Genomic DNA, 25,443 nt, shown 5'->3' on the forward strand with positions numbered 1-25,443 from the left:
AAAAAACATGATCAAGATAAACCAGTTGAAACTTAAAGTCACTGACCCCGTGGCGAAGCTTAAAGCCGCTGCTGCCAGACTTTTAAAGATAGATGAAAAAGAGATAAAGAATCTGGAGGTTGTGAGACGTTCCATCGATGCCCGAAAAAAGCCGGACATCTCCTTTAGCTACACAGTTCTGATAAAGACAGCATTTGACGAAAAGAAAGAGCAGAAGCTGGTGGAGAAGCTGAGAAACAGAGATATCAGCATAGATGAAATGACCGAGTATCAGGAGCCGAAGCTTAATGCTAGAATAGCAGGCGTTGAGAGACGGGAGTTCTTTAAAGATGAGAAGAACAGACCTGTGGTTGTGGGTTTCGGACCTGCAGGGATGTTTGCGGCACTTATCCTTGCACGTGCCGGGATGCATCCTGTTGTGTTTGAGCGTGGTGCGGATGTTGATGAGAGAATCCGAAATGTTCAGGATCTGTGGGAAAAGGGTGAGCTTCACAGTGAGTCAAACCCTCAGTTTGGCGAAGGGGGAGCAGGCACCTTCTCTGACGGAAAGATAAATACGCTTGTGAAGGATAAGGACGGAAGAAGCCGCTTTATCCTCAATCTTTTCGTGGGTTACGGAGCAGATTCTTCTATAATAATAGATGCAAAACCACATGTTGGAACAGACAGACTGGTGGATATAGTTAAGAATATTCGTCGTGAGATAGAGGCGCTTGGCGGCGAGATCCGATTCAACACAAAGTTTACCTATGATAAGGAAAGAGATAAAGACAGAAAGATAATCCTTGCCATCGGTCATTCCGCAAGGGATACCTATGAGGAACTGTTTGAAGCAGGACTCGGTATGCAGGCCAAGGACTTTGCCATGGGGTTCCGTGTTCAGCACCTTCAGTCCATGATAAACAAGGATCTCTATGGAGATGTAGATGAGAAGACATTGGCTGCCCTGGGACCGGGAGCCTACAAGGTAACTCATACTTCTGCTGAGAACGGCCGCGGTGTATACAGCTTTTGCATGTGCCCGGGCGGTTATGTGGTGAACAGCTCATCCGAGGATGGAAAACTTTGCGTAAACGGTATGAGCTACCACGCAAGAGACGGTGTCAATGCCAATGCAGCCATCATTGTTTCAGTCCGTAAATCGGATTATAACGGTGAGCAGGAACCTCTCGGCGGAATCAGATTGCAGAGAGAACTTGAGGAGAGAGCCTACAGACTTCTCGATGGAAAGGTGCCGGTTCAGACCTATGGCGATTTCAAGAAGGATGTGTCAAGTACAGAAGAAAGTCTTGGAAAAGTGAAACCCCAGATAAAGGGACAGTACGGATTTTCAAAGCTTAATGACATATTTAAATTTGAGGAAGATTCAAAGTATGCCTCACTCAATGATTTCAATGAGACATTTATTGAGGGCATGGAGAACTTTGAACATAAACTACGAGGTTTTTCCGGAGAAGATACCATCCTTTCCGGTATAGAGGCGAGAACTTCAAGTCCTGTAAGGATACCGAGAAACGAGAAATTTGAGTCCAATATCCCGGGAATCTACCCATGTGGCGAAGGCGCAGGTTACGCCGGCGGAATCATGAGCGCTGCCATGGACGGAATGAAAACCGCCGAGGCGCTTGTAAAACATTATAATTCATTGTAAACTTCTGCATAAGTCTGTGTCATGCATCAGTTCGTTTTGTTTGCTTGTAAACATAAGCGAATTGATATATGACACGACAACAGGAATCGAGAAGTAGCGCGGCAGTGCGGATTCGAGATTTCTGTAGCATGACGTGAGCATGAAATGCAAAGTCATGCGTGAGGCTTAAAAGTCTGTGTCATGCATATGAATGGAGGTCCATATGACAAACGAAGAAATGCGCGCTTTACTTAAAGATAAGAAACGTATCGTTATCAAGGTTGGTTCTGCGAGTATTACTCACGCAAAAACAGGCGGTTTGTATCTTTCCAAGATAGAGAAGCTTGTGAGAGTCATATCGGATCTGAACGGTGAAGGCAAGGATGTGATCCTTGTTTCATCCGGTGCCATCGCAACAGGCAGACAGGCTCTCGGCATACACAGGCGTCCCCGCACCATGGAGGAAAAGCAGGCATTTGCCGCTGTCGGACAGGCACGTCTTATGATGACCTACCAGAAACTTTTCTCGGAGTACGGTGTCATTGCGGCCCAGATTCTCCTTACGAGGAATGTTATGCTGATTCCGGAGTCATGCAACAATACAAAGAATACCTTCGAGGAACTTCTGAATCTTGGAACAGTTCCTGTTGTTAATGAAAATGACACTATCTCTACATCTGAGATCAATCAGGTGGAGACCTTCGGAGACAACGACCAGCTGGCGGCCATAGTAGGAGCCGTAGTCAATGCTGATCTCGTTATACTTCTGTCGGATATCGACGGGCTTTTCACCGATGACCCGCATGAGAATCCGGAGGCTGAGTTCATCCCGTTTATTCCTGAAATCAATGAAACGATTCTGGAGATGGGTAAATCAAAGAGCGGTTCCAATGTCGGTACCGGTGGAATGTCAGCAAAGCTTGCGGCAGCCCGGATCTCAACGGATTCAGGGGCGGATATGGTCATTGCAAGGTTTACGGGAGCTGAGGTCATCAGTGATATTCTGGAGGGCAAAAACATTGGCACTCTTTTCGCCGCGCACAAGAATAAGGACTTTGATCTGAAGGAATACATTTCCAGAACAGAAAAGTGAATCTTTAAAAATACAGAAGCATCCGTATACGGATGAAGAATTTTTGATTATAATTCAAAGACTCAGGTTTTCGGATGTGATAAACCAATCTTCCGGTAAACCGGCAATGTGGGATAGGTGTTTTGTCAGCATTCCCGTGTAAGTCTTTATGAAACAGAGGATATAAATGATTACAGAGAAAGAAATAGCAAGAATCAACGAGCTTTATCATAAGTCAAAGGAAGGTGGCGGACTTACCGCTGAGGAAAAGAACGAGCAGGCCAGGCTCAGAAGAGCATATATCGATTCCGTTAAGGCAAACCTTGGTGTTTACTTAAAGGATATAAAGAATGCGAGTGAAACCGGTGCAGAGTCCGGCGATGCCAAGGCTAAGGCTAAGAAGGCCATGGAGAAGACGGATGCCGAGCTTACTAACGAGGAGCGAAGCGTTATAGAAGTCAGCGCGGCAAATCCCGAGGTTTCCAGTCATCTTCACATCTGAGCATACGAATGTATGCGAGTTGTGCATCATCAGTGAGTGACAAACACTTTTGACACTTATGTCATTTGTGAACGAAATTTCAACAAGGGAGGTTTCTATGACTGATCTTTTGTTAATCGGGCAGAGAGCTAAATCGGCATCACGCAAACTTGCTGCGCTTTCTTCAGATGAGAAGAATGCGGTACTTTTGAGTGCAGCAGATGCGCTTCTTATAGATGAGAATGTGCAGAAGATACTGGAAGGTAATGCAAAAGACCTTGATAATGCCGTGAAATCGGGCATGAGCGATGGTCTCAAGGATCGCCTTCGTCTTACGAAAGAACGTTTGCAGGATATGGCTCAGGCTCTCCGGGATATTGCGGCGCTTCCCGATCCTGTGGGGGAAGTACTTGAAACCATTGAACGTCCTAACGGTCTCAGGCTTTTGAAAACTTCAGCCCCCATCGGGGTTATAGGCATCATCTATGAAGCCCGTCCCAATGTCACAAGCGATGCATGGTCACTCTGCTTTAAAACATCAAATGCCGTTATCCTTAAGGGTGGTTCAGATGCCATTCATTCCAACATTGCCATAACAGAGGTTATAAGAAGTGCAATGGCGTCAGGCGGAGTTGATCCGGACGGACTCATGCTTATAGAGGCTACTGATCACGAAACCACAAATCGTTTCATGCAGATGAATGACTACGTTGATGTTCTCATTCCCCGCGGATCACAGCGCCTCATTCAGGCAGTTGTGAAGAATGCATCTGTTCCTGTCATTGAGACCGGCGCAGGCAATTGTCATATATATATAGAAAAGACCGGAGATATCGACAAGGCGGTTCCTATCGTATATAATGCCAAAACCCAAAGAATAGGTGTCTGTAATGCGTGCGAGTCGCTGGTGATCGACAGAGATGCTCTTGAGAAACTTGTTCCTGTTGTAAAGAAGCTTCAGGAAAAAGATGTTATCACCTACGCGGATGAAGCATCCTTTGAGGTGTTAAAGAAGGCTTCCGGGACTGAAGGGGCAGGTCTTCGTATGGAGCTTGTCAATAAAGCAACGGAAGAGGACTTTGCCACAGAGTATCTTGACTACAAGATTTCTGTCAAGACGGTTGACAGTACAGATGAAGCTATAGAGCATATCAATTTGAACAGCACGCATCACAGTGAGGCTATCATCACGGAAGATGCCGCAAAAGCAGAGAAGTTTCTGAACGGCATAGACAGCGCCTGCGTTTACTGGAATGCATCCACCCGTTTTACAGACGGAGGATGTTTCGGATTTGGAGCGGAGATAGGCATTTCTACCTCAAAGCTTCATGCAAGAGGTCCTATGGGACTTAGGGAACTTACGACATATAAGTACAAGATATACGGAAACGGACAGACCAGATGAGAGGATTCCTCCGGTTGACGGATATAAGTATCGTATGAATGGCACAAAATACATGATGAGTCATTGGGCGTTAGTGTTTTAATAAGTTTATATTTTTTTTAGTATCCCAGAGGATTATTAATCCCCTGGGATTAACAATGAGGTTTTATGGAATACATTATTGATTACAAGGAAATCATCGAACAGGCGCCCGAGGAGGAGCCGGCAAGACAGTACTACTTCATGGACAGAGTACGTGAGCTTGTTGAGATAAAGAAGCAGGAAGGCTATAAGGCACACTGCATGGTTGAGGTTATGGGATGTCAGATGTCAGCCAAGGACGGCGAGAAGCTTCTGGGAATCCTTGAGAAGTGCGGCTATACAGCTACAGAGGATGACTGGGATGCAGATATCGTACTTTTCACAACCTGTACAGTAAGAGAGAATGCCAATCAGAAGCTTTACGGCCGTGTGGGAAGACTCAAGCACCAGTATGAGAAGCGTGATGGCATGATCATCGGTATCACAGGCTGCATGATGCAGGAAAAAGATGAGGTTGAAGGAATATGTAAGCATTATCCTTATGTAAAGCTTGTATTCGGTACTCACAATGTATACAAACTGGCAGAACTTCTGTATAAGTCACTGGTTACAGGAAAGCGTACTGTAGAAGTCATCGACGATACAAAGATGATCGTTGAGGACCTTCCGTCAGACAGAAAGTTCAGGTTCAAGGGTTCTGTAAATATCAGCTACGGTTGCAACAATTTCTGTACATACTGTATCGTACCTTATGTAAGAGGCCGTGAGAAGTCACGTAATGCTACCGATATTCTGAGAGAGTGTGAGAAGCTTATCGCTGACGGCTGCCTTGAGATCATGCTCCTTGGACAGAATGTCAATTCCTATGGCAACGACATCCCGGGTTCAACCACATTCCCTGAACTTTTAAAGGCTGTTGCGGAGCTTCCGGGTCTTAAGAGACTTCGTTACATGACTTCAAATCCTAAGGATTTTTCGGATGAACTCATCGAGGTAATGAGAACTCATCCTATCATAGAGAGACACATTCACCTGCCTCTTCAGTCAGGATCAAGTGCTATACTTAAACGTATGAACAGACATTACACAAAGGATAGTTATCTTGAGCTAGTGAGAAAGATAAGAACTGCTCTTCCTGAGGCAACACTTACCACAGATATCATCGTAGGTTTCCCGGGAGAGACTGAGGAGGATTTCCAGGATACCATCGAGGTTGTTAAGGAGTGCAAGTACGACGCTGCATATACATTTATCTACAGTAAGCGTACCGGCACACCTGCTGCAAAGTTTGAGGATCAGGTCCCGGAGGACGTTGTTAAGGAGCGTTTTGACAGACTTCTCAAGGTGGTTCAGGACAGCTCTGCTGAAAATGAGACAAGAGATCTCGGTAAGGTTATGGAGGTTCTCGTAGAGGATGAGAACAAGAATCAGGAAGGCTATGTGACAGGACGACTTTCCAACAGCGTGCTTGTACACTTCCCGGGGGACAAGAGCCTCATCGGAACCATGCAGATGGTGAAACTGACAGAGAGCAAAGGATTTTATTATTTTGGTGAAATATCCTCATTGCATGAGCAATGAGGATGCCCCCCAGGCGGAGAGAACGACAACCAAAAAAAAAAACTACGCAATGGGCTGGCGCTATATGACAAGTTCCTGCCAGGAACTTGCCACAAGTGGCGAGGCTGGTTTCGGCGTTAGCCGAAATCAAACGAAAATGCCCGGCGCTTTAGCGCCATCTAATGGCATTTTCTCTATATTGAAATATCCTCATTGCATGAGCAATGAGGATGCCCCCCCAGGCGGTGGGAACGCCAGCCAATGAAAATCGCTATGCGATAGGCTGGCGCTATATGACAAGTTCCTGTCAGGAACTTGCCACAAGTGGCGAGGCTGGTTTCGGTATATATTGAAGTCAGACGAAAATGCAAGGGATGGGCACCTGGATTGCGAGTTGAAAGAAAAGAGTGCGCAGTCTGTACGTATCCGAGAGCACGAAGTGCTATCGGGACGAACATGACAAGCAAACTGTTCTTTCAATCGAGTGGTCCTGTGCCCGCCCTGCATTTTCTGTCGTATAGGAACAACCCTGGAATAGAAACGCCCGGTATTTTTTATTTTAAAAAGGAGACGAACTTATAGATGGCTGAAAAGAAGATGTCACCCATGATGACTGAATATCTGGAGACGAAAAAGCAGTATCCGGATTGTATTCTGTTTTACCGCATAGGTGATTTTTATGAGATGTTCTTTGAGGACGCAAAAACCGCATCATCCGTACTCGATCTGGTACTTACCGGAAAAGACTGCGGAATGGAAGAACGAGCACCTATGTGCGGTATTCCATTCCATGCAGCGGATGGATATGTGGCACGTCTTGCGTCAAGCGGATATAAGGTTGCCATAGCTGAGCAGCTTGAGGATCCAAAGCTCTCAAAGGGGCTTGTAAAAAGAGGCGTTATCCGGGTTATCACACCGGGTACACTTACATCCGAGCAGGCACTTGACGAGACAAAGAACAATTTCCTCATGAGCATCTTCTATGATTCTACAGGTTTCGGTATCTCCAGTGTAGACATTACCACCGGTGAGTTCATGACTACCACATGCTCTGATGAGAAGGATGTCATGGATGAACTCAGCAGATTTTCTCCGGCAGAGATTGTCTGCAATCAGGCATTTATGATTTCCGGTATCGATACCGATGACATCAAGAATCGTTTCGGACTTATCATTACAGAACTTCCGGATGAAGTCTACGATGACGGGAAGGCCACGGCGCTTCTGGAGGAGCATTTTCATGCAAGCATCAGCGGTATCGGACTCTCCGACAGGGATCTGGCAAGACTCAGTGCGGCAGCAGCATTAAGATATGTTTACGATACACAGAAAAGCACAGTAGAGCATATCGCAAATATCAGATATTACTCCAGCGATCAGTACATGATCATTGATACAGCAACCCAGCGCAATCTGGAGCTTACCGAGACCATGAGGGAGAAGAAAAAGAGAGGTTCACTTCTCTGGGTTCTTGACAAAACAAAGACCGCCATGGGTGCCAGAATGCTGAGACGTTTTCTGGAGCAGCCTCTCATCGACAAGGCGGCAATTCTTTCACGTCAGGATGCAGTTGAAGACTTCTGCTCACATTACATTGACCGTGAGGAGATAGCCGAGTATCTGAATACCATATACGACTATGAGAGACTTCTGGGCCGCATTTGCTATAAATCGGCAAATCCACGTGATCTAATAGCTTTTAAGCAGTCTTTGAAAATGCTTCCGGATATCATTCAGGAGCTCTCGAACTTTAATTCGGCTCTTGTGAAGGAGATTCATGACGGCATTGACCCTATGACAGATCTCTATGAGCTTATTGACAAGGCTATCGAGGAGAATCCGCCACTGTCATCAAGAGACGGTGGTGTCATAAAGGAAGGCTATCATGAGGAGGTTGACCATTACAAGGAGTCCCGTGTCAATGGTAAGCAGTGGCTTGCGGATCTTGAGGCGTCTGAAAGAGAAAAGACCGGCATCAAGTCTCTCAAGATAAAGTATAACCGTATCTTCGGATACTGCTTTGAGGTCACCAATACTTTCCGTGATCTGGTACCGGATTACTTCATCAGAAAGCAGACCCTTACAGGAAGTGAGAGATATACTACCGACAAGCTGGAGGAGCTTCAGAACACTATCCTCGGTGCCGAGGAGAAGCTTAATCAGCTGGAGTACGAGCTGTTCTGCGATGTGAGAGATACTATCGCCGGAAACATTCAGCGTATTCAGAAGACATCACATTATGTGGCGCTTATCGATTGTATCATTTCTCTTTCCAAGGTGGCTACGGACAACAATTACTGCCGTCCGGAGATCAACGAGAAGGGTATCATCAATATAAAGGATGGAAGACATCCTGTTATCGAGAAGCTTATAAGGGACGGTATGTTTGTGGCCAATGATACAGTCCTTGACGACAGTGCCAATCGTATCGCTGTCATCACCGGACCTAACATGGCGGGTAAGTCCACCTATATGAGACAGGTGGCACTTATCGTACTTATGGCATCCATCGGTTCTTTTGTGCCTGCACAGAGCGCTGAAATCTCTATATGTGACAGAATTTTTACCCGTGTTGGAGCGAGTGACGATCTTGCTTCCGGACAGTCGACCTTTATGGTAGAGATGAACGAGGTTGCCAATATTCTGAGAAATGCCACAACCAGGTCACTTCTGATTCTTGATGAGATCGGAAGGGGGACCAGTACCTTTGATGGCCTGAGTATTGCCTGGGCGGTGGTTGAATACATTGCAAAGGTGGTTAAGGCAAAGGCGCTTTTTGCTACCCACTATCATGAGCTTACAGAGCTTGAGGGTAAGCTTGAGGGTGTAAATAACTACTGTATCGCGGTGACAAATCACGATCAGGATATAGTGTTCCTTCGTAAGATTATTCCGGGAGGAGCCGATCAGTCTTACGGTATTGATGTTGCGAGTCTTGCCGGAGTTCCGAAGCCGGTTATCGACAGGGCGAAGGTCATAGCTGCGGAGCTTAGTGACGCGGATATCATTGCAAAGGCCAAGACGATTGAGACAGGCGAGAGTTTCACACAGGAAGCATTTGACGAGGATGGATTCCTTGCGGGAAGAAACGAGGCGAAGACACCGTCAGAAGATAAGCTTAAGGTGGCTGAAAAGCCTCAGGAGTACGGAGCTGATGTGACTGCGGCCATGGATTTCCTTAAGGAACTGGATGTTGATCATATGACACCGCTTGATGCAATGAACACTCTGTATGAGTTGAAATCAAAATTTGGTGTTTGATATAATTTATTGCAGTGTTTCAAAGGTAAAAGATCATCAGTAACAGGAGCCCCATGGCATCCATTGAAAAGCGTTAAGTTAAGGCATGAAAAATCAAAATTGGACCCCTTGGAGGCTCTTGGTTATTTTTCCTTGTATTCCTCAACAAGTCAGAGTTTTTGTCAGGAAAACTCTGACATTGTCGAGGACCCGGAGCCACTTAGGGGTCCGATTTTAGATTATTCTGCCGAAGCGCCCGCTTTAAAATGGATGACCTCAGACTTCGGTACAATGTGTTATGTTGAGATGTTATTTCGTTTAGACTGAATATAGAGAGACAGGACGAGCGTTATGAAAATTAAAGTTCTAAGTGATGAAACAATAAATCAGATTGCAGCAGGTGAAGTTATCGAGAGACCTCTCAGCGTCGTGAAGGAGCTTTTGGAAAATGCCATCGATGCGGGTTCCACTTCTGTTACTGTAGAGGTCAGGGACGGAGGAATCGCCATGATCCGTATCACGGATAACGGTGGCGGAATCGATAAGGATGATATAAGGACTGCATTTTTACGACATGCTACTTCTAAGATAAAGGAAGCGAGAGACCTGGAGAACATTCAGACACTCGGATTCCGTGGTGAGGCGTTGGCATCCATCGCAAGTATTTCAAGAGTTGAGCTTATCAGTAAGACTCCCGGAGCGCTTATGGCAACGCATTATGAGATTGAAGGCGGAGTGGAGAAAGATTTCTCTGAAATTGGTGCGCCGGACGGGACTACTTTTATCGTCAGAGACATTTTCAAAAATGTTCCTGCCAGAAGAAAATTCCTGAAGAGTCCACAGACAGAAGCCGCACGTATTCAGGATATCCTTGAGAAGGAGGCGCTTGCCCATCCCGAGGTTGCATTCCGATACATTCAGGATGGACGTCAGAGGCTTGCAACCCTCGGAAACGGCTCACTTCTTGATGTGATTTACTCGATTTACGGTCGTGACGTTACTAATCAGCTTATCACAGTGAACCGTCAGTATCAGCGCTCCCAGCTTACAGGACTTCCGGCTGTTACAGTGCGCGGTTTCATCGGTAAACCTGTGATTACAAGAGCAAACCGCAATTTTGAGATATATTTTGTAAATTCCCGTTTCGTGAAGAATCCCATGGTGACAAAGGCCATCGAGGACGGATATCATGCTTTTCTTATGCAGCACAAGTTTCCGTTTACTGTGCTTATGGTGGATGTGAATCCTGAAATAGTGGATGTCAATGTTCATCCGCAGAAGCTTGAGGTCAGATTCTCGGACGGTATGCTTGTATACAATTCTATAGTGGATTCTGTACAGAACTCACTCAGAGAAACCGAACTTATACTGAATACTGACCTTGAGAACTTCGGCCGCGACGAGAATACTTCCAGAAAGGCAAACATCGACCCGCATGTTGAGATAGAAGAAAAGGAAAAGACATTACCACACGTGGAACCCTTCGAGAGAAACAGGGAGGATACCACAAACAGGCAGTATGAGGAGGCACTCAGACCGGAGATACATCCTGAGGCGAAGCCAAAGTCGGATATATATTTAGATGGAAAGAATGTTGCCGGTACAGGAGCTGTAAATGAAACTCCGGAAGAGACGTTCAGACCTTCCGGGTTCGGCACCGGCTTTATGCAGTATGAGAACAGTGCCTCGGCTTCAGGTGTAAGTGAAAAAAGCGTCTGGTCAGGCAATGCCGGCGGCGGATACAGCCGGTACAGAAGAGACTATGCGGAAAAGCACAGCAGCGAAGGCATCGGCAGTTCAGTCGAAGGTGCAGGAGTTGCTGAACACAATTCCGGATTCGGACTTTCTGATTTCAAGAAGGCGACAGACGAGGTTGAGAAGAACTACGGACCTGTTAGCGGCGAAAACAAAGGATTTGTCACTGCATCCGCCGGAAATGCTTCCGGAGAGACCGGATATACTGCCAGTAAATCTGAATATAATATTTCAGACTTTACTGGCGATCAGGGTACTTCTTCAAATGAACCTGATCTCTATCAGAATCATGACAATGATGAAGCTTTTGTGAATTCCGGTGATAAACAGAAGACACCTGCTGCGAAGCCGCAGCAGGAGACACTGTTCTCAGATAAGTTCCTGAGTGAAAAGGCAAGGATCCAGCACAGAATCATCGGACAGGTGTTTGAGACATACTGGCTCATAGAGTACGATGACAAGCTTTACATCATTGACCAGCATGCGGCTCATGAAAAGGTTAACTTTGAGAGGATGATGAAGCGTTTAAAGGAGCGTAAACCTGCAAGTCAGTATCTGAACCCGCCTATCCTTGTGACATTGACCTCCGAAGAGGCGGTTCTCCTAAATGAGTATGAGGAATATTTCCAGAATCTTGGCTTTGAAATAAGCGATCTTGGAGGAAGAGATTTCAGCATTTCCGCAGTTCCGACGGATCTTCCGGAGATAGGAAAGAAGGAACTTCTTCTTGAGATGCTTGACGGGTTAAGTGATGAAACCGGAATGACTACACCGGATTCCATCTATTATAAGATAGCTTCCATGTCCTGCAAGGCGGCAGTGAAGGGAAACAACAAGTTGAGTCTCATGGAGGCTGACGCTCTGATTTCGGAGCTTCTGGAGCTGGAAAATCCTTATGCCTGTCCGCATGGACGCCCGACCATCATTTCCATGTCGAAGTATGAGCTGGAGAAGAAATTTAAAAGAATAGTTTAATGAAGGGTAAATCATTTTGAGCAAAATAGATTTAAGTAAGAAACCCCTTATCATCATTGCCGGGCCTACAGCTGTCGGGAAAACCTCAACTTCCGTGGCTCTTGCAAAGGCGCTTTTAGGTGAGGTGGTTTCAGCGGATTCTGTTCAGGTATACAGAAAACTTGATATAGGAAGTGCCAAGGTGACAGCGGAAGAGATGGAGGGGGTGCCTCATCATCTCATAGACATTATCGACGTGGACAGCGATTATGACGTTAGCCTTTTCCAGAAGATGGCGACAGAAGCCATTGAAGGCATTTATGAAAGAGGACATGTGCCTATTCTGGCCGGTGGTACCGGATTTTATATTCAGGGACTTCTTTATGGAATTGACTTCACTGAAGAGGATGAGGGTGCCCATAAGCAAGTGAGAGACAGACTTGAGGCATGGGCAAAGGAGCCCGGAGGACCGGAGGCGATGTACAGGAAGCTTTCGGAGGTGGATCCCGGTTCTCTTGAAAAGATTCATGAGCACAATATACGCCGCGTTATAAGAGCATTGGAGTTTTACGAGCTTCACGGAACGCCGATTTCTCAACATAATGAAGAAGAGCGTGAGAAGCAGGCAATCTATAATCCTGCATTTTTTGTTCTTACTGATGACAGAGAATCGCTTTATGAGAGAATAAACAGCCGGGTTGATCAGATGGTTCAGCAGGGACTCGTAGAGGAAGCGAAGTGGCTTTATGATCTTCATCTCCCGATGGAAAGAACTTCCATGAAGGGAATAGGATACCGTGAACTGATTCAAGCCTTTGATGCTATAGAGAAGGGAAATCTTGCGGCATCGGAAAAACGTGCTATAATCGTTCAAGCTGTCGAGAAGATAAAGCAGGATTCGAGGAATTACGCTAAAAGACAGATCACATGGTTCAAGAGAGAACGTAATGTGAACTTTGTGAATATAAAGGATTTTGATTATAAGAAAGATAGGATTACAGAATGGATAACAGAGAAATGTTTGAGTCTCTTGGGATAAAACCTTCGGTTTATGATTTTTGCGAGACGGAGCTTCGTACACTTAAGGACAGATTTCAGGAGATAGACGACATAGCTGAGTTCAATCAGCTCAAAGTCATAAAGGCAATGCAGGATGCTCAGGTTTCGGAGGCTCACCTCTACGGAACCACAGGCTATGGCTATGATGATATTGGCCGTGATACCCTTGAGAAGGTTTATGCCAACTTTTTCGGAACAGAGGACGCACTTGTCCGTTCACAGATAGTTTGCGGTACACATGCACTTTCTACAGCTCTTTTTGCCAATACAAGACCGGGAGACGAGATTCTTTGTCCTGCCGGAAAGCCTTATGACACTCTGGAAGAGATTATCGGTATCAGACCATCAGTGGGAAGTCTTGCAGAGTATGGCGTTTCCTACCGTCAGGTTGACCTTTTGCCGGGTTCCCAGTTTGATTATGAGGGCATTAAGGACGCTATCAATGAAAAGACAAAGCTTGTAGAGATCCAGAGATCAAAGGGATATGCCACAAGAGATACATTTTCACCGGAGCAGATCGGCGAACTTATAAAGTTTATAAAGGACATCAAACCGGATGTTATCTGCATGGTGGATAACTGCTACGGTGAGTTTGTGAGAAAGGAAGAGCCTACAGCTTTTGGCGCAGACATGGTGGTAGGTTCACTCATCAAGAATCCGGGTGGAGGACTTGCACCTATAGGCGGTTACATTGCAGGAACAAAGGAGTGCATCGAGAGATGTGCAGTGAGACTCACAACACCGGGTCTCGGCAAGGAAGTAGGTCCTTCACTTGATACAAACAAGAGTTTCTATCAGGGACTTTTCATGGCTCCGACTATCACTGCGGCTGCTGAAAAGGGCGCTATATTTGCTGCAAAGGTTTTCGAAAAGCTCGGCTTTGCCTGTCATCCGACTGCTGACAGTGTGAGATATGATATCATTCAGGCCATAACACTTGGCTCTGAGGAGGCTGTTGTTGCCTTTGCCCAGGGAATACAGGCAGCGGCTCCTGTAGACAGCTTTGTTACACCTTATCCTGATGATATGCCGGGATATGACAGTAAGGTCATCATGGCAGCAGGTGCTTTCGTACAGGGCAGCTCTATTGAGCTTTCTGCGGACGGTCCTATCAAACCTCCTTATAATATTTATTTTCAAGGCGGTCTCACATGGTATCATGCAAAGCTTGGTATCATGATGGCGGTACAGAAAATGTATGACAGAGGACTTATAAGTTTATAAAGCTGCGTAGTAAGACTTACTCTCGTGGCTTTCATGGGTGTTTACTGAATCAGGGCTTTATGCTAAAATAACACATCGTGGGCTCCTGGACTCTCTGGGACAGGAGAAAAAATGAATTTTAAATCAAAAAAACTGACATCTGAAGAGATGCCATACGAGAAATGTTTACAGTATGGGCCGGAAGCATTATCCGACCGGGAACTGTTGGCTGTGTTGCTCCGTACCGGAACCCATGGATCATCCGTCATGGAGGTTTCCGAGAAGGTGCTTAATCTGAATCCGCAGTATGACGGTCTGGTTGGAATGATGCATTTCGGGCCGGAAGAGTATCAGAAAGTAAACGGCATCGGAAAAGTCAAGGCTGTACAGCTGAGTGTGGTGGGCGAGATTGCCAGAAGGATATGGAATCGTAAGAAACGTGTAAATCATATGTGCTTTACAAAGGCCAGTCAGGTGTCAGATTATTACATGGAAGATCTCAGATATCTTGACCATGAAGTTGTCAGGATTCTTTATCTGGATCATCATATGCAGCTTATCAGAGAAAAGCTGCTTTCTAAAGGCACCAATTGTCGGTCGGCAGTTTCGCCAAGGGATATTTTCATTGAGGCGCTGAGACTCAGTGCCTCGTGTATCATCATGGTACATAATCATCCAAGCGGCGATCCGTCACCCTCCAGGGATGACATTCAGTTTACAGAAGAATTGTATAGTGCTGGACAGCTTGTCGGCATTGGCCTCGTCGATCATGTTGTGATCGGGGACAATGTCTATTTCAGTTTCAGGGAACAGGGATTGATCAGTGGAGAATAAAAAAAGTAAGTATATATTTATAGTCCTTTCGGTGTTATGCATTATGATGATAGTTCTTTCTTCGGTTAAGGACGGCATCATGAATCCTATCCGCAATACTATAGGTTATGTTCTGGTTCCGTTCCAGTCCGGTGTCAATAAAGTCGGATTTGGTATCTATGAGAACCTGAAGGAACACAGAACTCTTGCTGAAGTCGAGAAAGAGAATAAGGAACTGAGTGAGAAGGTGGGACTTCTGACAGAACAGAACAACCGCCTCACACAGGACAGCGGTGAGCTTGAGAGACTGAGAGAGTTGTATCAGCTTGATCAGGAGTATATGCAGTATGAGAAGATAGCCGCCAGAGTCATTGCCAAGGACTCGGAAAACTGGTTCCAGGTATTCCGTATCGATAAGGGTTCCAAAGACGGTATCCGTGTTGATCAGAATGTTATGGCAAACGGCGGCCTTATCGGTATTGTGACTGATGTTGGTCTCAACTACGCGACGGTACGTTCCATCATCGATGATGAGTCAAGAGTATCCGCCATGGGTATCCAGTCAAGTGATACCTGTATCGTGGCCGGGGATCTGACGCTGTATGAACGGGGGCGACTCAGGATCACTGATATCAGAAAAGATGCATCCATTCAGGAAGGCGATCGAATCGTAACTTCAAACATTTCTGCCAAGTTTGTACCGGGTATTCTCATTGGATATGCGGTCGACGTAAAGGAAGATGATAAGCGGCTTATGAAGGATGGTTATCTAATTCCGGCGGCGGATTTCAATGACCTTTCCGAAGTTCTTGTCATAAAGCAGCTTAAGAGCGACAGCTTCCTTGATGAGAATGACGGTTCACTCAGCCCTACAGCTTCCGGCGACGGCATTAAGGATGTTCCTGCCAACAGCGGAGACAGCAATATTACCGTTGCATCTACTTGGGCGGGTATGGAAGGCCTGACACCGTTAAGTGAGATAGATGGCAGTGTAGATCCGAACGGTGATCTCATCACTGCGGCTGATATAGCAGGTACTCCGGCGGTCAATCAGGAGTCATCCGGCTCTTCGGGAAGAGACGAGAGCGAGACTGAGGAGTCTGAAAGAGAAAACACATCTTCAGGGAAATCTTCCGAAAAGAAAACCAGGGAAACAGAAGCAGAGGATGAAGAACCTGTGCGTGCCGAGAGAGAAACCGAAAGAGAAACCGAGAGAGAAACTGTGAAAGAAACGGCGGCTGTTGAAACTCATGCGGAGACCCGTGCGGAGAATTCCGGAAACGGTGCCGATGAGGAACTGATTGAGGAAAATCCTAACTAATATTTCAGAATGAAACCTATATTTAAAAACAAAGCATCAAAAAAAGCGGCACGACAAAGGTTCAGAGTGGTTATGTATGTCTTATCGCTGGTTCTGGCCTTTCTGATACAGACAAGTGTCATTCCGCTGATACCTTTTTTGTCATCATCTCCAAATCTGTTGCTCATTTTGACATTTTCCATAGGATTTATTCATGGTAATCTGCCCGGGATGATATACGGTCTCGGTGCAGGGTTGCTTTTGGATCTGTTTTATTCAGGACCATTCGGTTTCTACAGTTTCATATTTGTAGTGATCGGATATTTAAACGGAATCTTCAGCAATATCTATTACGAAGAGTACATAACATTGCCGATGCTTATGTGCGTAGTTAATGAATTTATCTATCATGTTTATATTTATATTTTCCGTTTCCTGATACGAGGCAAGTATGACCTGCCGTATTATCTTGTACATGTAGTGTTGCCTGCCATTGTGTTTTCACTTATGGTGACATTGATACTGTACAGATTTGTATTTACAGCTTCGGAAAAGATTGATGAATAGGAGCATAGACTTTGATTAAAGAGATACTCGAGGCCATAAAAGAATTTACGGTCCGGTTTGTAAGCTCAAGGTTGTTCGCCCTTGGTCTTATATTTTCGATACTTTTTGCGGTTTTGGGTCTGAGACTGTTCAATCTTCAGATAGTTAACGGTCAGCAGTACCTCGATAACTACCAGGAAAGAACTCTGGCAGAGGTTACAACTGACGGAACCCGCGGCAATATATATGACAGAGACGGTAAACTGCTTGCGTACAATGAACTTCAGTACAACATTACCATCGCAGATAACGGTTCGTATGACACTACGAATGCAGGTATAAACAGCAGAAACTTCATGCTTATGAGGCTTGCTGAAATCATTGAAAAGTACGGCTACTCTATAGAGGGGCAGTACAAGATAAAACTTGATGATGAACGCGTGCCTTACTTTACTACAGGCTCTGAGGATGAAAGAAAGCGATTCATCGCGAATATCAGGGGCAGAAATATTTCTGATCTGAGCGATAAGGATTTTACCTGGGATGCTGCAGAGGCCTTTGAATTTTCGAAAAAGAGATACCGTTTTGACGATATAAAGGATCCTGACGGCAATACTGTGGTTATCTCCGATGAGACAGCATTGGATATGATTAACATTTTCTATACTCTGCGTCTCACGGCATATCAGAGATATCAGACTACAACCATAGTTAAAAATGTCTCCGAAGAGTGCGTTGCCGAGATCCTTGAGGCAAAGGGCGAGCTTAAGGGCGTTGATATAGAGAATGTTTCCGTTCGAAAGTACAATTATGCACCTTACCTCAGTCACATCGTCGGCTATACCGGACAGGTTCGGGCTGACCAGCTTGAAGAACTCAGGAAGAAAGATCCTTCCTACGAGCTTAACGATATTGTAGGCGTCTGGGGACTTGAGAAGAGCATGGAATCCGAGCTTAAGGGCAAGAAGGGTTCCCGCGAGATGTATCTCAATTCTGTTGGCTCCGTTCTTGATGTCGTGTCGGAAACCGATGCAACAGCCGGAAATGATATATACACGACAATTTCGGCCAATGACCAGATAGCCATCTATCATCTTTTAGAGCAGGAGCTTGCGGGCGTACTTGCTTCCAAGATCACAGAGCAGGATCTGAGTGACCTTAATGCCAATGTTGAGCAGTCTGAGATCACAATTCCGGTTAAGGATGCATATTTTCAGCTTATAAACAATAATGTTCTTGATTCGGCTCATTTCGGATTACCCGAAGCCGGTGAGGCAGAACGCAGCATAGCAGCTACTTTTGCTGCCAACAAGAAGAACAAGCTGGTTGAGATACAGTCGGAATTATTGTCGCCTACAACACAGGGACTTAAGGAACTGCCGCAGGATATGCAGGCGTATATTGTTTATATTTATGATTACATGACCGGAAAGGATTCAGGAATCATAGATGCCTCAAATCAGGCATACCGTGAGTCGGAAGCTTATCAGGCGTGGAAGGATGATACTATCAATCTTCGTGATTTCATCATAAAAGGTATAGATGAAGCGTGGCTTGATACCTCAAAGCTTGAGCTTTCTGATGATTATTATGATACAGAGAATATCTACAAGCTGTTCGTTCAGCTTCTGATAGAACATCTCAACAATGATCCTGAGTTTGATAAGGTTCTTTATAAGTATGCCATTGCAGACAAAACTATTCCCGGATATACACTCCTCATGGCTCTTTTCGAGCAGGGAGTTTTGAAGGAGGATCCTGAGTCCTATCAGAGACTCGCTACGGGGGATGAGCACTTTGCATATACATTCCTTATTTCCAAGGTCAGAAAGATAGAACTTACACCGGCGCAGCTTGCTCTTGATCCCTGCAACGGTTCAGTTGTCGTTACCGATGTAAAAACCGGAAAGGTGAGAGCACTTGTCACGTATCCGGGTTTTGACAATAACCGTATCACAGAAGCGGATTATCTCAAGAAGTGTAATGCAGACCTTTCGCTGCCCCTTCTTAACGGTGCTACCCAGACTCAGCTCGCTCCCGGTTCTACCTTTAAGCCATTGACATCCATTGCGGCTCTTCAGGAAGGCGTACTGAATCTTTATACAGTCATTGACTGTACAGGTGTATATGAAGAGGTAACTCCTCACATCAAGTGTTGGATTTATCCTCAGCGTCATGGCAGAGAGAATGTCATTGACGGAATCAAGAATTCCTGCAACTTTTTCTTTGCTGCTGTAGGACATATGCTCTCCACTGATGAGAACGGAAACTATAATCAGGCTTTGGGACTTGAACGCATACAGAAGTATGCATCCCTGTTCGGACTTGATTCGTTGTCCGGTGTAGAGATAGATGAGGCCATGCCCCGTATATCCGATTACGATCCGGAACGTTCTGCCATGGGACAGGGTAATCACGCATACAATGACGTGCAGCTGGCGAGATACATTACCGCTGTTGCCAACAACGGAACAGTGTTTGATCTTTCTGTGCTTGATAAGATCACGGCTCCCGATGGTACTGTAGTGAGAACCATAGAACCAAAGGTTGTGAGACAGCTTGATTTCAGTGAACTTACATGGAATGCGGTGCATAGAGGTCTTCGTGAGATGATCACAGAAGGTGTTGCAAAGAGAGTATTCCAGGGACAGGACATCCCTATAGCCGGAAAGACAGGTACGGCACAGGAACGTGAAGATCGAGGAAACCATGCGGTATTCGTTTCCTATGCGCCTTATGCCGCTCCCGAGATATCCGTTACCGTTAATATCCCGTACGGATATTCATCCGGTAATGCTGCGAATCTGGCAAACAACGTATATAACTATTGTTACGGAAAGGATAGTCTTGATGCGATTCTTTCCAGAGATGCTTCATATATTTCTGCATTGAACGTATCGGATTAAAATCATGAAATTTGATTATAATTTAAAAAACTATGATTATCGGTTGCTTCTGTATATGGTGACACTCAATATCCTTGGTGTCGTTATCATGCGTTCAGCCATTGGAGCAGCGGATTTTCGTGATTCACAGGTAGTACGACAGATCATAGGCTCTTTTGCGGGGCTTATAGTCTGCATCGTGCTGTCACTTATAGACTATCGTCGTATAGTGCGACAGTCACACCTTATTTATCTGTTCTCGGTGCTCATGCTTTTGGGGGTTAAAATCTACGGTACAGCATCAGGACACGGAGCGGTAAGATGGATACAGGTTCCGCTTCTCGGACAGATCCAGCCGGCTGAGTTCGTAAAGATAGGACTTATCATCTTTTACGCATACTATTTTCATAAGGCAAAGGACCAGATCAATTCTCCGCGTACCATACTTATAGCTTTTACCACATATCTTGTGCCTATAAGTCTGGTTTTGCTTCAGCCGAACCTTAGTACGGCCATCATCATGTCCGTCATCATTATGGCTATAGTATTTGCTTCAAATATCAGCTATAAGTGGATAGTGGGAGTATTGCTTTCTACTGTGCCGTTTGTTTTGTTTTTTGTATACCTGTTCAAGTCCGGCCTGTATGACCGCATTCCGTTTTTGCAGGGATATCAGGCAGAACGAATACTTACATTCCTGAATCCCTCTGACAACAGCCAGACATTCTATCAGCAGATGTATTCCATCATGGCTATAGGTTCGGGACAGTTTAGTGGAAAAGGTCTCAATAATGACTCGATTTTCTCTGTAAAGAACGGAAACTTCCTTGCGGAAGAGGATAATGACTTTATCTTTGCGGTTATCGGAGAGGAACTTGGATTCAGAGGTTCTATAATTATTGTTATAATTTTCTTGTTGATTATAATTGAATGCCTTATAATAGCATCAAAGGCTAAAAAAATGAGTGGGCGCCTGATATGCGTAGGTATGATGGCCTGGATAGGCTTTCAGACATATACCAATATCGCAGTTGCAACCGGTATTTTCCCGAACACCGGTATTACACTTCCTTTCTTTTCGAGAGGCGCAAGCTCATTGATATCAGTCTATATTGGAATGGGCTTAGTATTGAACGTCGCGCTGCAACGTAGAGACGGCGTGGTTTGACGAGCCATAGAAAGGTTAAAAAAATGAATGTTGGTTTAATCGCACATGATTCAAAGAAGAAACTGATGCAGAATTTCTGCATAGCATATCGTGGTATATTAAGTAAGCATGAGCTTTATGCAACCGGAACAACCGGACTTCTCGTTGAGGAAGTTACGAATCTTCGTATACATAAGTTCCTGCCGGGAGAGACAGGCGGTTCAAGACAGCTTGCTTCACAGATAGAGCAGGGCAATCTTGATATGGTTATTTTCCTGAGAGATCCTCTTCATGTGAAGGCACAGGAGCCTGAGGTCAATTCTGTTGTACAGCTTTGTGATACCTACAATATACCTATAGCAACCAATCTTGCTACAGCAGAGCTTCTTATCAAGGCGCTTGAGAGAGGCGATCTCGAGTGGAGAAACATCTGAGGATGATATCGATGACGAAACTTTTTTCTGATAAAAAGAAGATTAGATCCGGAGGAGGCCATATTCATATGGCACTTCCGGTTCTTTTATGTTTGCTGACCTTATCCGGATGCGGTCAGAAACTGGAACAAAAGTATGATGCAGACATGGGCCTTATGCGCATGAACTCTATAAACATGGCGATGACAGAGACATCACATGCGGATGGGTTCTCCGTGGGACTGGCACTTCCGGGAGAGACTACGTTCAATGCAGATGAAATCACAGCACAGGCGGCTCTCATTGTTCCTTTCGGACAGGAGGATCCACAGCCTGTTGCATACAAGAATCCTTATGTAAGGACATATCCGGCCAGCATAACCAAGGTTATGTCAGCCCTTGTGTGTCTGAGACATTTTGACGACCTGCAACAGGAGTTTACCGTGACAAAGAATTCGGATATCAACGTCTCCGGTTCATCCAAAGCATGGATCAGACCGGGAGAGACATTGACTATTGAGGATCTTCTGTACGGAATGCTTCTGCCTTCCGGTAATGATGCGGCGGTTGCGATTGCCGAGGCCACCTGCGGTTCTGTTGATGCATTCGTGGATGAGATGAACCAAACGGCACTTGAGATAGGTGCAACCGGTACCCATTTTGTCAATCCTCACGGACTTCCGGATGACAACCATTACACAACCCCTTATGACATTTATCTCACCATGAACGAAGTCATGAAGTATGATGCGTTCAGGAAGATAGTCGGTACCGTGAATTACAGCCCGAGTTATAAGGATTCCAACGGTATGCCTAAGACACAGAACTGGAGCGTTACAAACAGGTATATGCTCGGTGAGGTCGAGACTCCGGAGGGATTAAAAGTACTGGGCGGAAAGACCGGTACCACCAATGCCGCAGGTTACTGCCTTACCATGGGTGTTCAGAAGACATCCACAGGTGAAGAATATATCTCAACTGTTATGAAGGCGGAGACCAAGGACGAGCTGTATAAAAACATGACAAACCTTATTTCAAAGGCACGTTAAATAAACCATTAAAAAAGTTTGTTTCAGTGCTTTTGAACATGCATATGTTAAGGATGATTTGTACAAAAGAATGGCTGTTTCGGCAACTTTGTTTGGTAATTGTTGCTTGAATTAGCTCGGTTAATGTACTATACTGAAACTACAAAGTTTAGGAGGTACTTGACTATGGTACAATTGATTGTAGGCAAGAGAGGCAAAGGAAAGACTAAGCAGCTTCTTGATAAGGCAAACAGTGTTGTTAAGGAAGCAAACGGAAGCGTTGATTTCCTCGATAAGTCCGCACAACATATGTATGAACTGAACAATAAGATCCGTCTTATTAATGTAAACGAGTATCCTATCGATTCAGAGGACGCATTTATTGGCTTCGTAAGTGGTATTATTTCTCAGGATCACGATCTTGAATATATGTTCCTAGATAGTTTCCTTAAGCTTTCATCTCTCGAAGGCGCAGACATTTCAAATTGCATCAAGCGTCTTGAGGACCTTGGCGAGAAGTACAAGATCACATTCGTTTTGAGCGTATCCATGGATGCCGAAGAGCTTCCGGATAGTGTGAAGAGAGATGTAGCTATTTCACTTTAAGTTATACGTAAACAATGGCAGCAGTAGAAAAGCAAGATACATCTAACGTAATAAAACATCATAATCTGCCTAGACTCAATGTAGGGATGGTGATCTTCATGATCATCTTTCTCTACATTGTTTTTAGTGTGTACTCATATGTCACCAGGGATCAGGTGAGGTTCTATGAGGTTCTGGATGGCAACATAGTAAGGCAGGAGCAGTACACGGGGGTAGCTATTCGTGAAGAAGAGGCAGTGGATGCTTCTTCATCCGGATATATACATTATTTCATACAGGACGGCAGACGAGTGGCTGCCGGATCCAATGTCTATATGATAGATGAGACCGGAGCACTTGAGGCTTATCTCAAGGATCACCCTGAACTCACACAGGAGATGTCCGGAGAGCAGGTTTCAGATATCAGATATCGTTTGTCACAGTTCTCACAGACTTTCAGGAACTCCAATTTTTCCTATTTATATGACGTCAAGTTCTCACTGGATGCCACAGCGATGGAGTATACAAACATTTCCAATGCACAGGATCTTGACTCGGTTGTGTCAGAGATTGGTATCAACTATTCTCAGGTTCATGCTGATAAGGCAGGCGTGGTTTCCTATTCCGTGGATGGCAAAGAAGGACTTACACCTGATGCGGTTACAGCGGATATCTTTTCCATGAACGGCTATAAGATGAACATTACAAAACCGGGTTCTCTTATAGAAGGTGGAACACCGGCGTATAAGATCATTACAAGCTCCAACTGGTATCTGGTTTTTCCTGTAAACGATGAACTTAAGGAAAAGTATCAGGATATACATAAGGTTCAGGTCTACTTCCCGGAGAAGGACGTGAAGTCCGATGCCCAGCTTGATATTTATACCGCAGCTGATGGCAACAACTATGGAAAACTCTATATGAAGGAGTTTATGGAAGAATTCTGTAATGAGAGATTTGTCCAGTTCTCCATCATTACAAACAACAAGAGAGGACTTAAACTTCCGCTTACAGCCATTACCCAGAAGGACTTCTTCATCATTCCGAAGGACTTTATGGTGATAAATCCGGACGGATCCACAGGCTTCAACAGACAGATAGTTGCGGAGGATGGCTCCGGAACTACAACAGAGTTTGTCGAAAGCGAGATATACAGGATTGATGACCAGTACTGTTATGTGACTGTACCGGAGAGTCAGGATCAGGCAGGAGTGAGACTTAACGATTTTGTAATCAAGCCCGGCATGGAGAGCGGCACGGATGGTGCCAATGCTTATCATGTGGGACCGGTGAAGTCCCTTCAGGGTGTTTACAATATAAATCGTGGCTACTGTGTTTTCAGACAGATAGTTCCGATTGAGCAGAATAACGAATACGTCATAGTCGAAAAGAATACCGATCACGGCATCGCAGTGTATGATCATATAGTTATGGATGCTTCGCTTGTGAGCGACGGTCAGCTCGTTTATCAGTGATATATTTTCCTGAAATATTACAATTTTCTGACATCACCATAATAAGCCATTTCTATTGTTTTACGTATTATATCATCATGTTGACATGGGAAAAAATTCGTATACAATAGACATATTAGACGAGTTATGCCTATCGTTCATGACGGGGGAATTAAGATGAGTTTTATCAGTAACATAATGAAAAACATGAGAGTTAATCAGGACGATGATTACGAGCTTGATGACGACTACGAATTTGATGACTACGATGATGAGCCTCAGCAGAGGGGCAATTTTTTCATAAAGCGCAATGCAGATAACGACGAGGAAGAAGACAGACCTGCAAGACCTACATTGTTCACCAAAAAGCAGCAGCCACAGTCACAGTCACACAGAGGTATGGAAGTTACTATGATTAAGCCGACTTCTATGGATGATTCAAGAGACATTTGCGACTATCTTCTTGATGGTAAGGCAGTTGTTCTCAATATGGAAGGGCTTCATATGGAGATAGCTCAAAGAATCATCGACTTCACTTCAGGAGCAGCATTTGCCATGGATGGAAACCTTCAGAAGATATCAAATTATATCTTCATTGCTACACCTCAGAACGTTGAGCTTTCCGGAGATTTTCAGAATATTCTTGCCGGCGGATCAGACGTTAACATGAGTGGATTCAATCTCAGGGTTTGATAGTGTATGTTATGAAAGGCATATCCTTAGGGGATATGCCTTTTGTTTTGTTTTGAGACATCTTGTGCTATGATTATTCTCATGCAGCTTATCACACACTGGATGATGTTCGGGCAGGTCATAAAGTCAAATCAACATGTAAGCACGTGATTTGGTACTTATGCCTCTTTACATCATCTTTTAATTTGAGGGAGGATGT

General features: G+C 44.9%; 19 protein-coding genes and 1 pseudogene. 19 read left to right on the plus strand and 1 reads right to left on the minus strand.

All coding sequences use genetic code 11. The features are described 5' to 3' along the window. Positions 1–7: 7 nt before the first annotated feature. From BM294_RS00715 to mreC, 11 genes and pseudogenes are all read left to right on the plus strand, one after another. Positions 8–1,651, plus strand: coding sequence for an NAD(P)/FAD-dependent oxidoreductase (locus BM294_RS00715; protein ID WP_091203957.1), 1,644 nt, complete (start codon positions 8–10; stop codon positions 1,649–1,651). A gap of 202 nt (positions 1,652–1,853) precedes the next feature. After that, complete coding sequence (gene proB, locus BM294_RS00720; RefSeq protein ID WP_091203958.1) at positions 1,854–2,723, plus strand: glutamate 5-kinase; 870 nt, start codon at positions 1,854–1,856, stop codon at positions 2,721–2,723. A 166-nt stretch (positions 2,724–2,889) separates the two neighbouring features. Then, positions 2,890–3,204 (plus strand): DUF896 domain-containing protein, encoded by a 315-nt coding sequence (locus tag BM294_RS16425; protein WP_175494388.1) that lies wholly within the window; start codon positions 2,890–2,892, stop codon positions 3,202–3,204. 97 nt (positions 3,205–3,301) lie between these two features. Beyond that, positions 3,302–4,588 carry a glutamate-5-semialdehyde dehydrogenase gene (locus BM294_RS00730; RefSeq protein WP_091203959.1) on the plus strand — a complete coding sequence of 429 codons (1,287 nt, stop codon included), beginning with the start codon at positions 3,302–3,304 and terminating at the stop codon, positions 4,586–4,588. Positions 4,589–4,735: 147 nt separating this feature from the next. Next, positions 4,736–6,190: a tRNA (N6-isopentenyl adenosine(37)-C2)-methylthiotransferase MiaB gene (gene miaB, locus BM294_RS00735; RefSeq protein ID WP_091203960.1), complete on the plus strand. Its 1,455-nt coding sequence runs from the start codon at positions 4,736–4,738 to the stop codon at positions 6,188–6,190. Positions 6,191–6,751: 561 nt separating this feature from the next. Next, entirely contained in the window at positions 6,752–9,430 is a 2,679-nt protein-coding gene (gene mutS / locus BM294_RS00745; protein ID WP_091203962.1) for a DNA mismatch repair protein MutS, read from the plus strand. A 330-nt stretch (positions 9,431–9,760) separates the two neighbouring features. Then, positions 9,761–12,139 carry a DNA mismatch repair endonuclease MutL gene (gene mutL / locus BM294_RS00750; protein ID WP_091203963.1) on the plus strand — a complete coding sequence of 793 codons (2,379 nt, stop codon included), beginning with the start codon at positions 9,761–9,763 and terminating at the stop codon, positions 12,137–12,139. Positions 12,140–12,155: 16 nt separating this feature from the next. Then, complete coding sequence (miaA, locus tag BM294_RS00755; RefSeq protein ID WP_242944371.1) at positions 12,156–13,157, plus strand: tRNA (adenosine(37)-N6)-dimethylallyltransferase MiaA; 1,002 nt, start codon at positions 12,156–12,158, stop codon at positions 13,155–13,157. Beyond that, complete coding sequence (locus BM294_RS00760) at positions 13,121–14,401, plus strand: methionine gamma-lyase family protein (protein ID WP_091203964.1); 1,281 nt, start codon at positions 13,121–13,123, stop codon at positions 14,399–14,401. Before miaA ends, BM294_RS00760 begins: the two co-directional genes overlap by 37 nt. Before the next feature lie 111 nt (positions 14,402–14,512). Further along, the gene (gene radC / locus BM294_RS00765) at positions 14,513–15,214 is read left to right on the plus strand and encodes a RadC family protein (protein WP_091203965.1); all 702 of its coding nucleotides are present in this window, start codon (positions 14,513–14,515) and stop codon (positions 15,212–15,214) included. Then, positions 15,204–16,022: pseudogene (gene mreC, locus BM294_RS16665) on the plus strand (rod shape-determining protein MreC); the annotation flags it as partial. The gene radC and the pseudogene mreC, both read left to right, overlap by 11 nt. Before the next feature lie 488 nt (positions 16,023–16,510). Here mreC and BM294_RS16175 read toward each other — a convergent pair. After that, on the minus strand, positions 16,511–16,681 hold the full coding sequence (locus BM294_RS16175; protein ID WP_242944384.1) for a hypothetical protein: 171 nt from the start codon (positions 16,679–16,681) through the stop codon (positions 16,511–16,513). On the opposite strand from BM294_RS16175, the gene mreD reads away from it, so the two are divergent. The 8 genes from mreD (at position 16,620) to BM294_RS00810 (ending at position 25,244) form a co-directional block, all read left to right on the plus strand. Next, positions 16,620–17,060 carry a rod shape-determining protein MreD gene (gene mreD / locus BM294_RS00775; protein ID WP_330389735.1) on the plus strand — a complete coding sequence of 147 codons (441 nt, stop codon included), beginning with the start codon at positions 16,620–16,622 and terminating at the stop codon, positions 17,058–17,060. The genes BM294_RS16175 and mreD overlap by 62 nt on opposite strands. Before the next feature lie 11 nt (positions 17,061–17,071). Continuing rightward, positions 17,072–19,945, plus strand: coding sequence for a penicillin-binding transpeptidase domain-containing protein (locus BM294_RS00780; protein WP_091203968.1), 2,874 nt, complete (start codon positions 17,072–17,074; stop codon positions 19,943–19,945). A 4-nt stretch (positions 19,946–19,949) separates the two neighbouring features. Then, on the plus strand, positions 19,950–21,092 hold the full coding sequence (locus tag BM294_RS00785) for an FtsW/RodA/SpoVE family cell cycle protein (protein WP_091203969.1): 1,143 nt from the start codon (positions 19,950–19,952) through the stop codon (positions 21,090–21,092). Positions 21,093–21,115: 23 nt separating this feature from the next. After that, on the plus strand, positions 21,116–21,505 hold the full coding sequence (locus BM294_RS00790; RefSeq protein ID WP_036609125.1) for a methylglyoxal synthase: 390 nt from the start codon (positions 21,116–21,118) through the stop codon (positions 21,503–21,505). Between the two features lie 11 nt (positions 21,506–21,516). After that, positions 21,517–22,533: a D-alanyl-D-alanine carboxypeptidase family protein gene (locus BM294_RS00795; protein WP_091204152.1), complete on the plus strand. Its 1,017-nt coding sequence runs from the start codon at positions 21,517–21,519 to the stop codon at positions 22,531–22,533. A 165-nt stretch (positions 22,534–22,698) separates the two neighbouring features. Beyond that, on the plus strand, positions 22,699–23,118 hold the full coding sequence (locus BM294_RS00800) for a twitching motility protein PilT (protein WP_091203970.1): 420 nt from the start codon (positions 22,699–22,701) through the stop codon (positions 23,116–23,118). A 98-nt stretch (positions 23,119–23,216) separates the two neighbouring features. Further along, complete coding sequence (locus tag BM294_RS00805; protein ID WP_139225827.1) at positions 23,217–24,572, plus strand: biotin/lipoyl attachment domain-containing protein; 1,356 nt, start codon at positions 23,217–23,219, stop codon at positions 24,570–24,572. Positions 24,573–24,728: 156 nt separating this feature from the next. Then, positions 24,729–25,244: a cell division protein SepF gene (locus BM294_RS00810; protein ID WP_091203972.1), complete on the plus strand. Its 516-nt coding sequence runs from the start codon at positions 24,729–24,731 to the stop codon at positions 25,242–25,244. The last annotated feature ends 199 nt before the right edge of the window (positions 25,245–25,443 follow it).

Source organism: Oribacterium sp. WCC10, assembly GCF_900113415.1.
Lineage (GTDB): Bacteria > Bacillota > Clostridia > Lachnospirales > Lachnospiraceae > Oribacterium.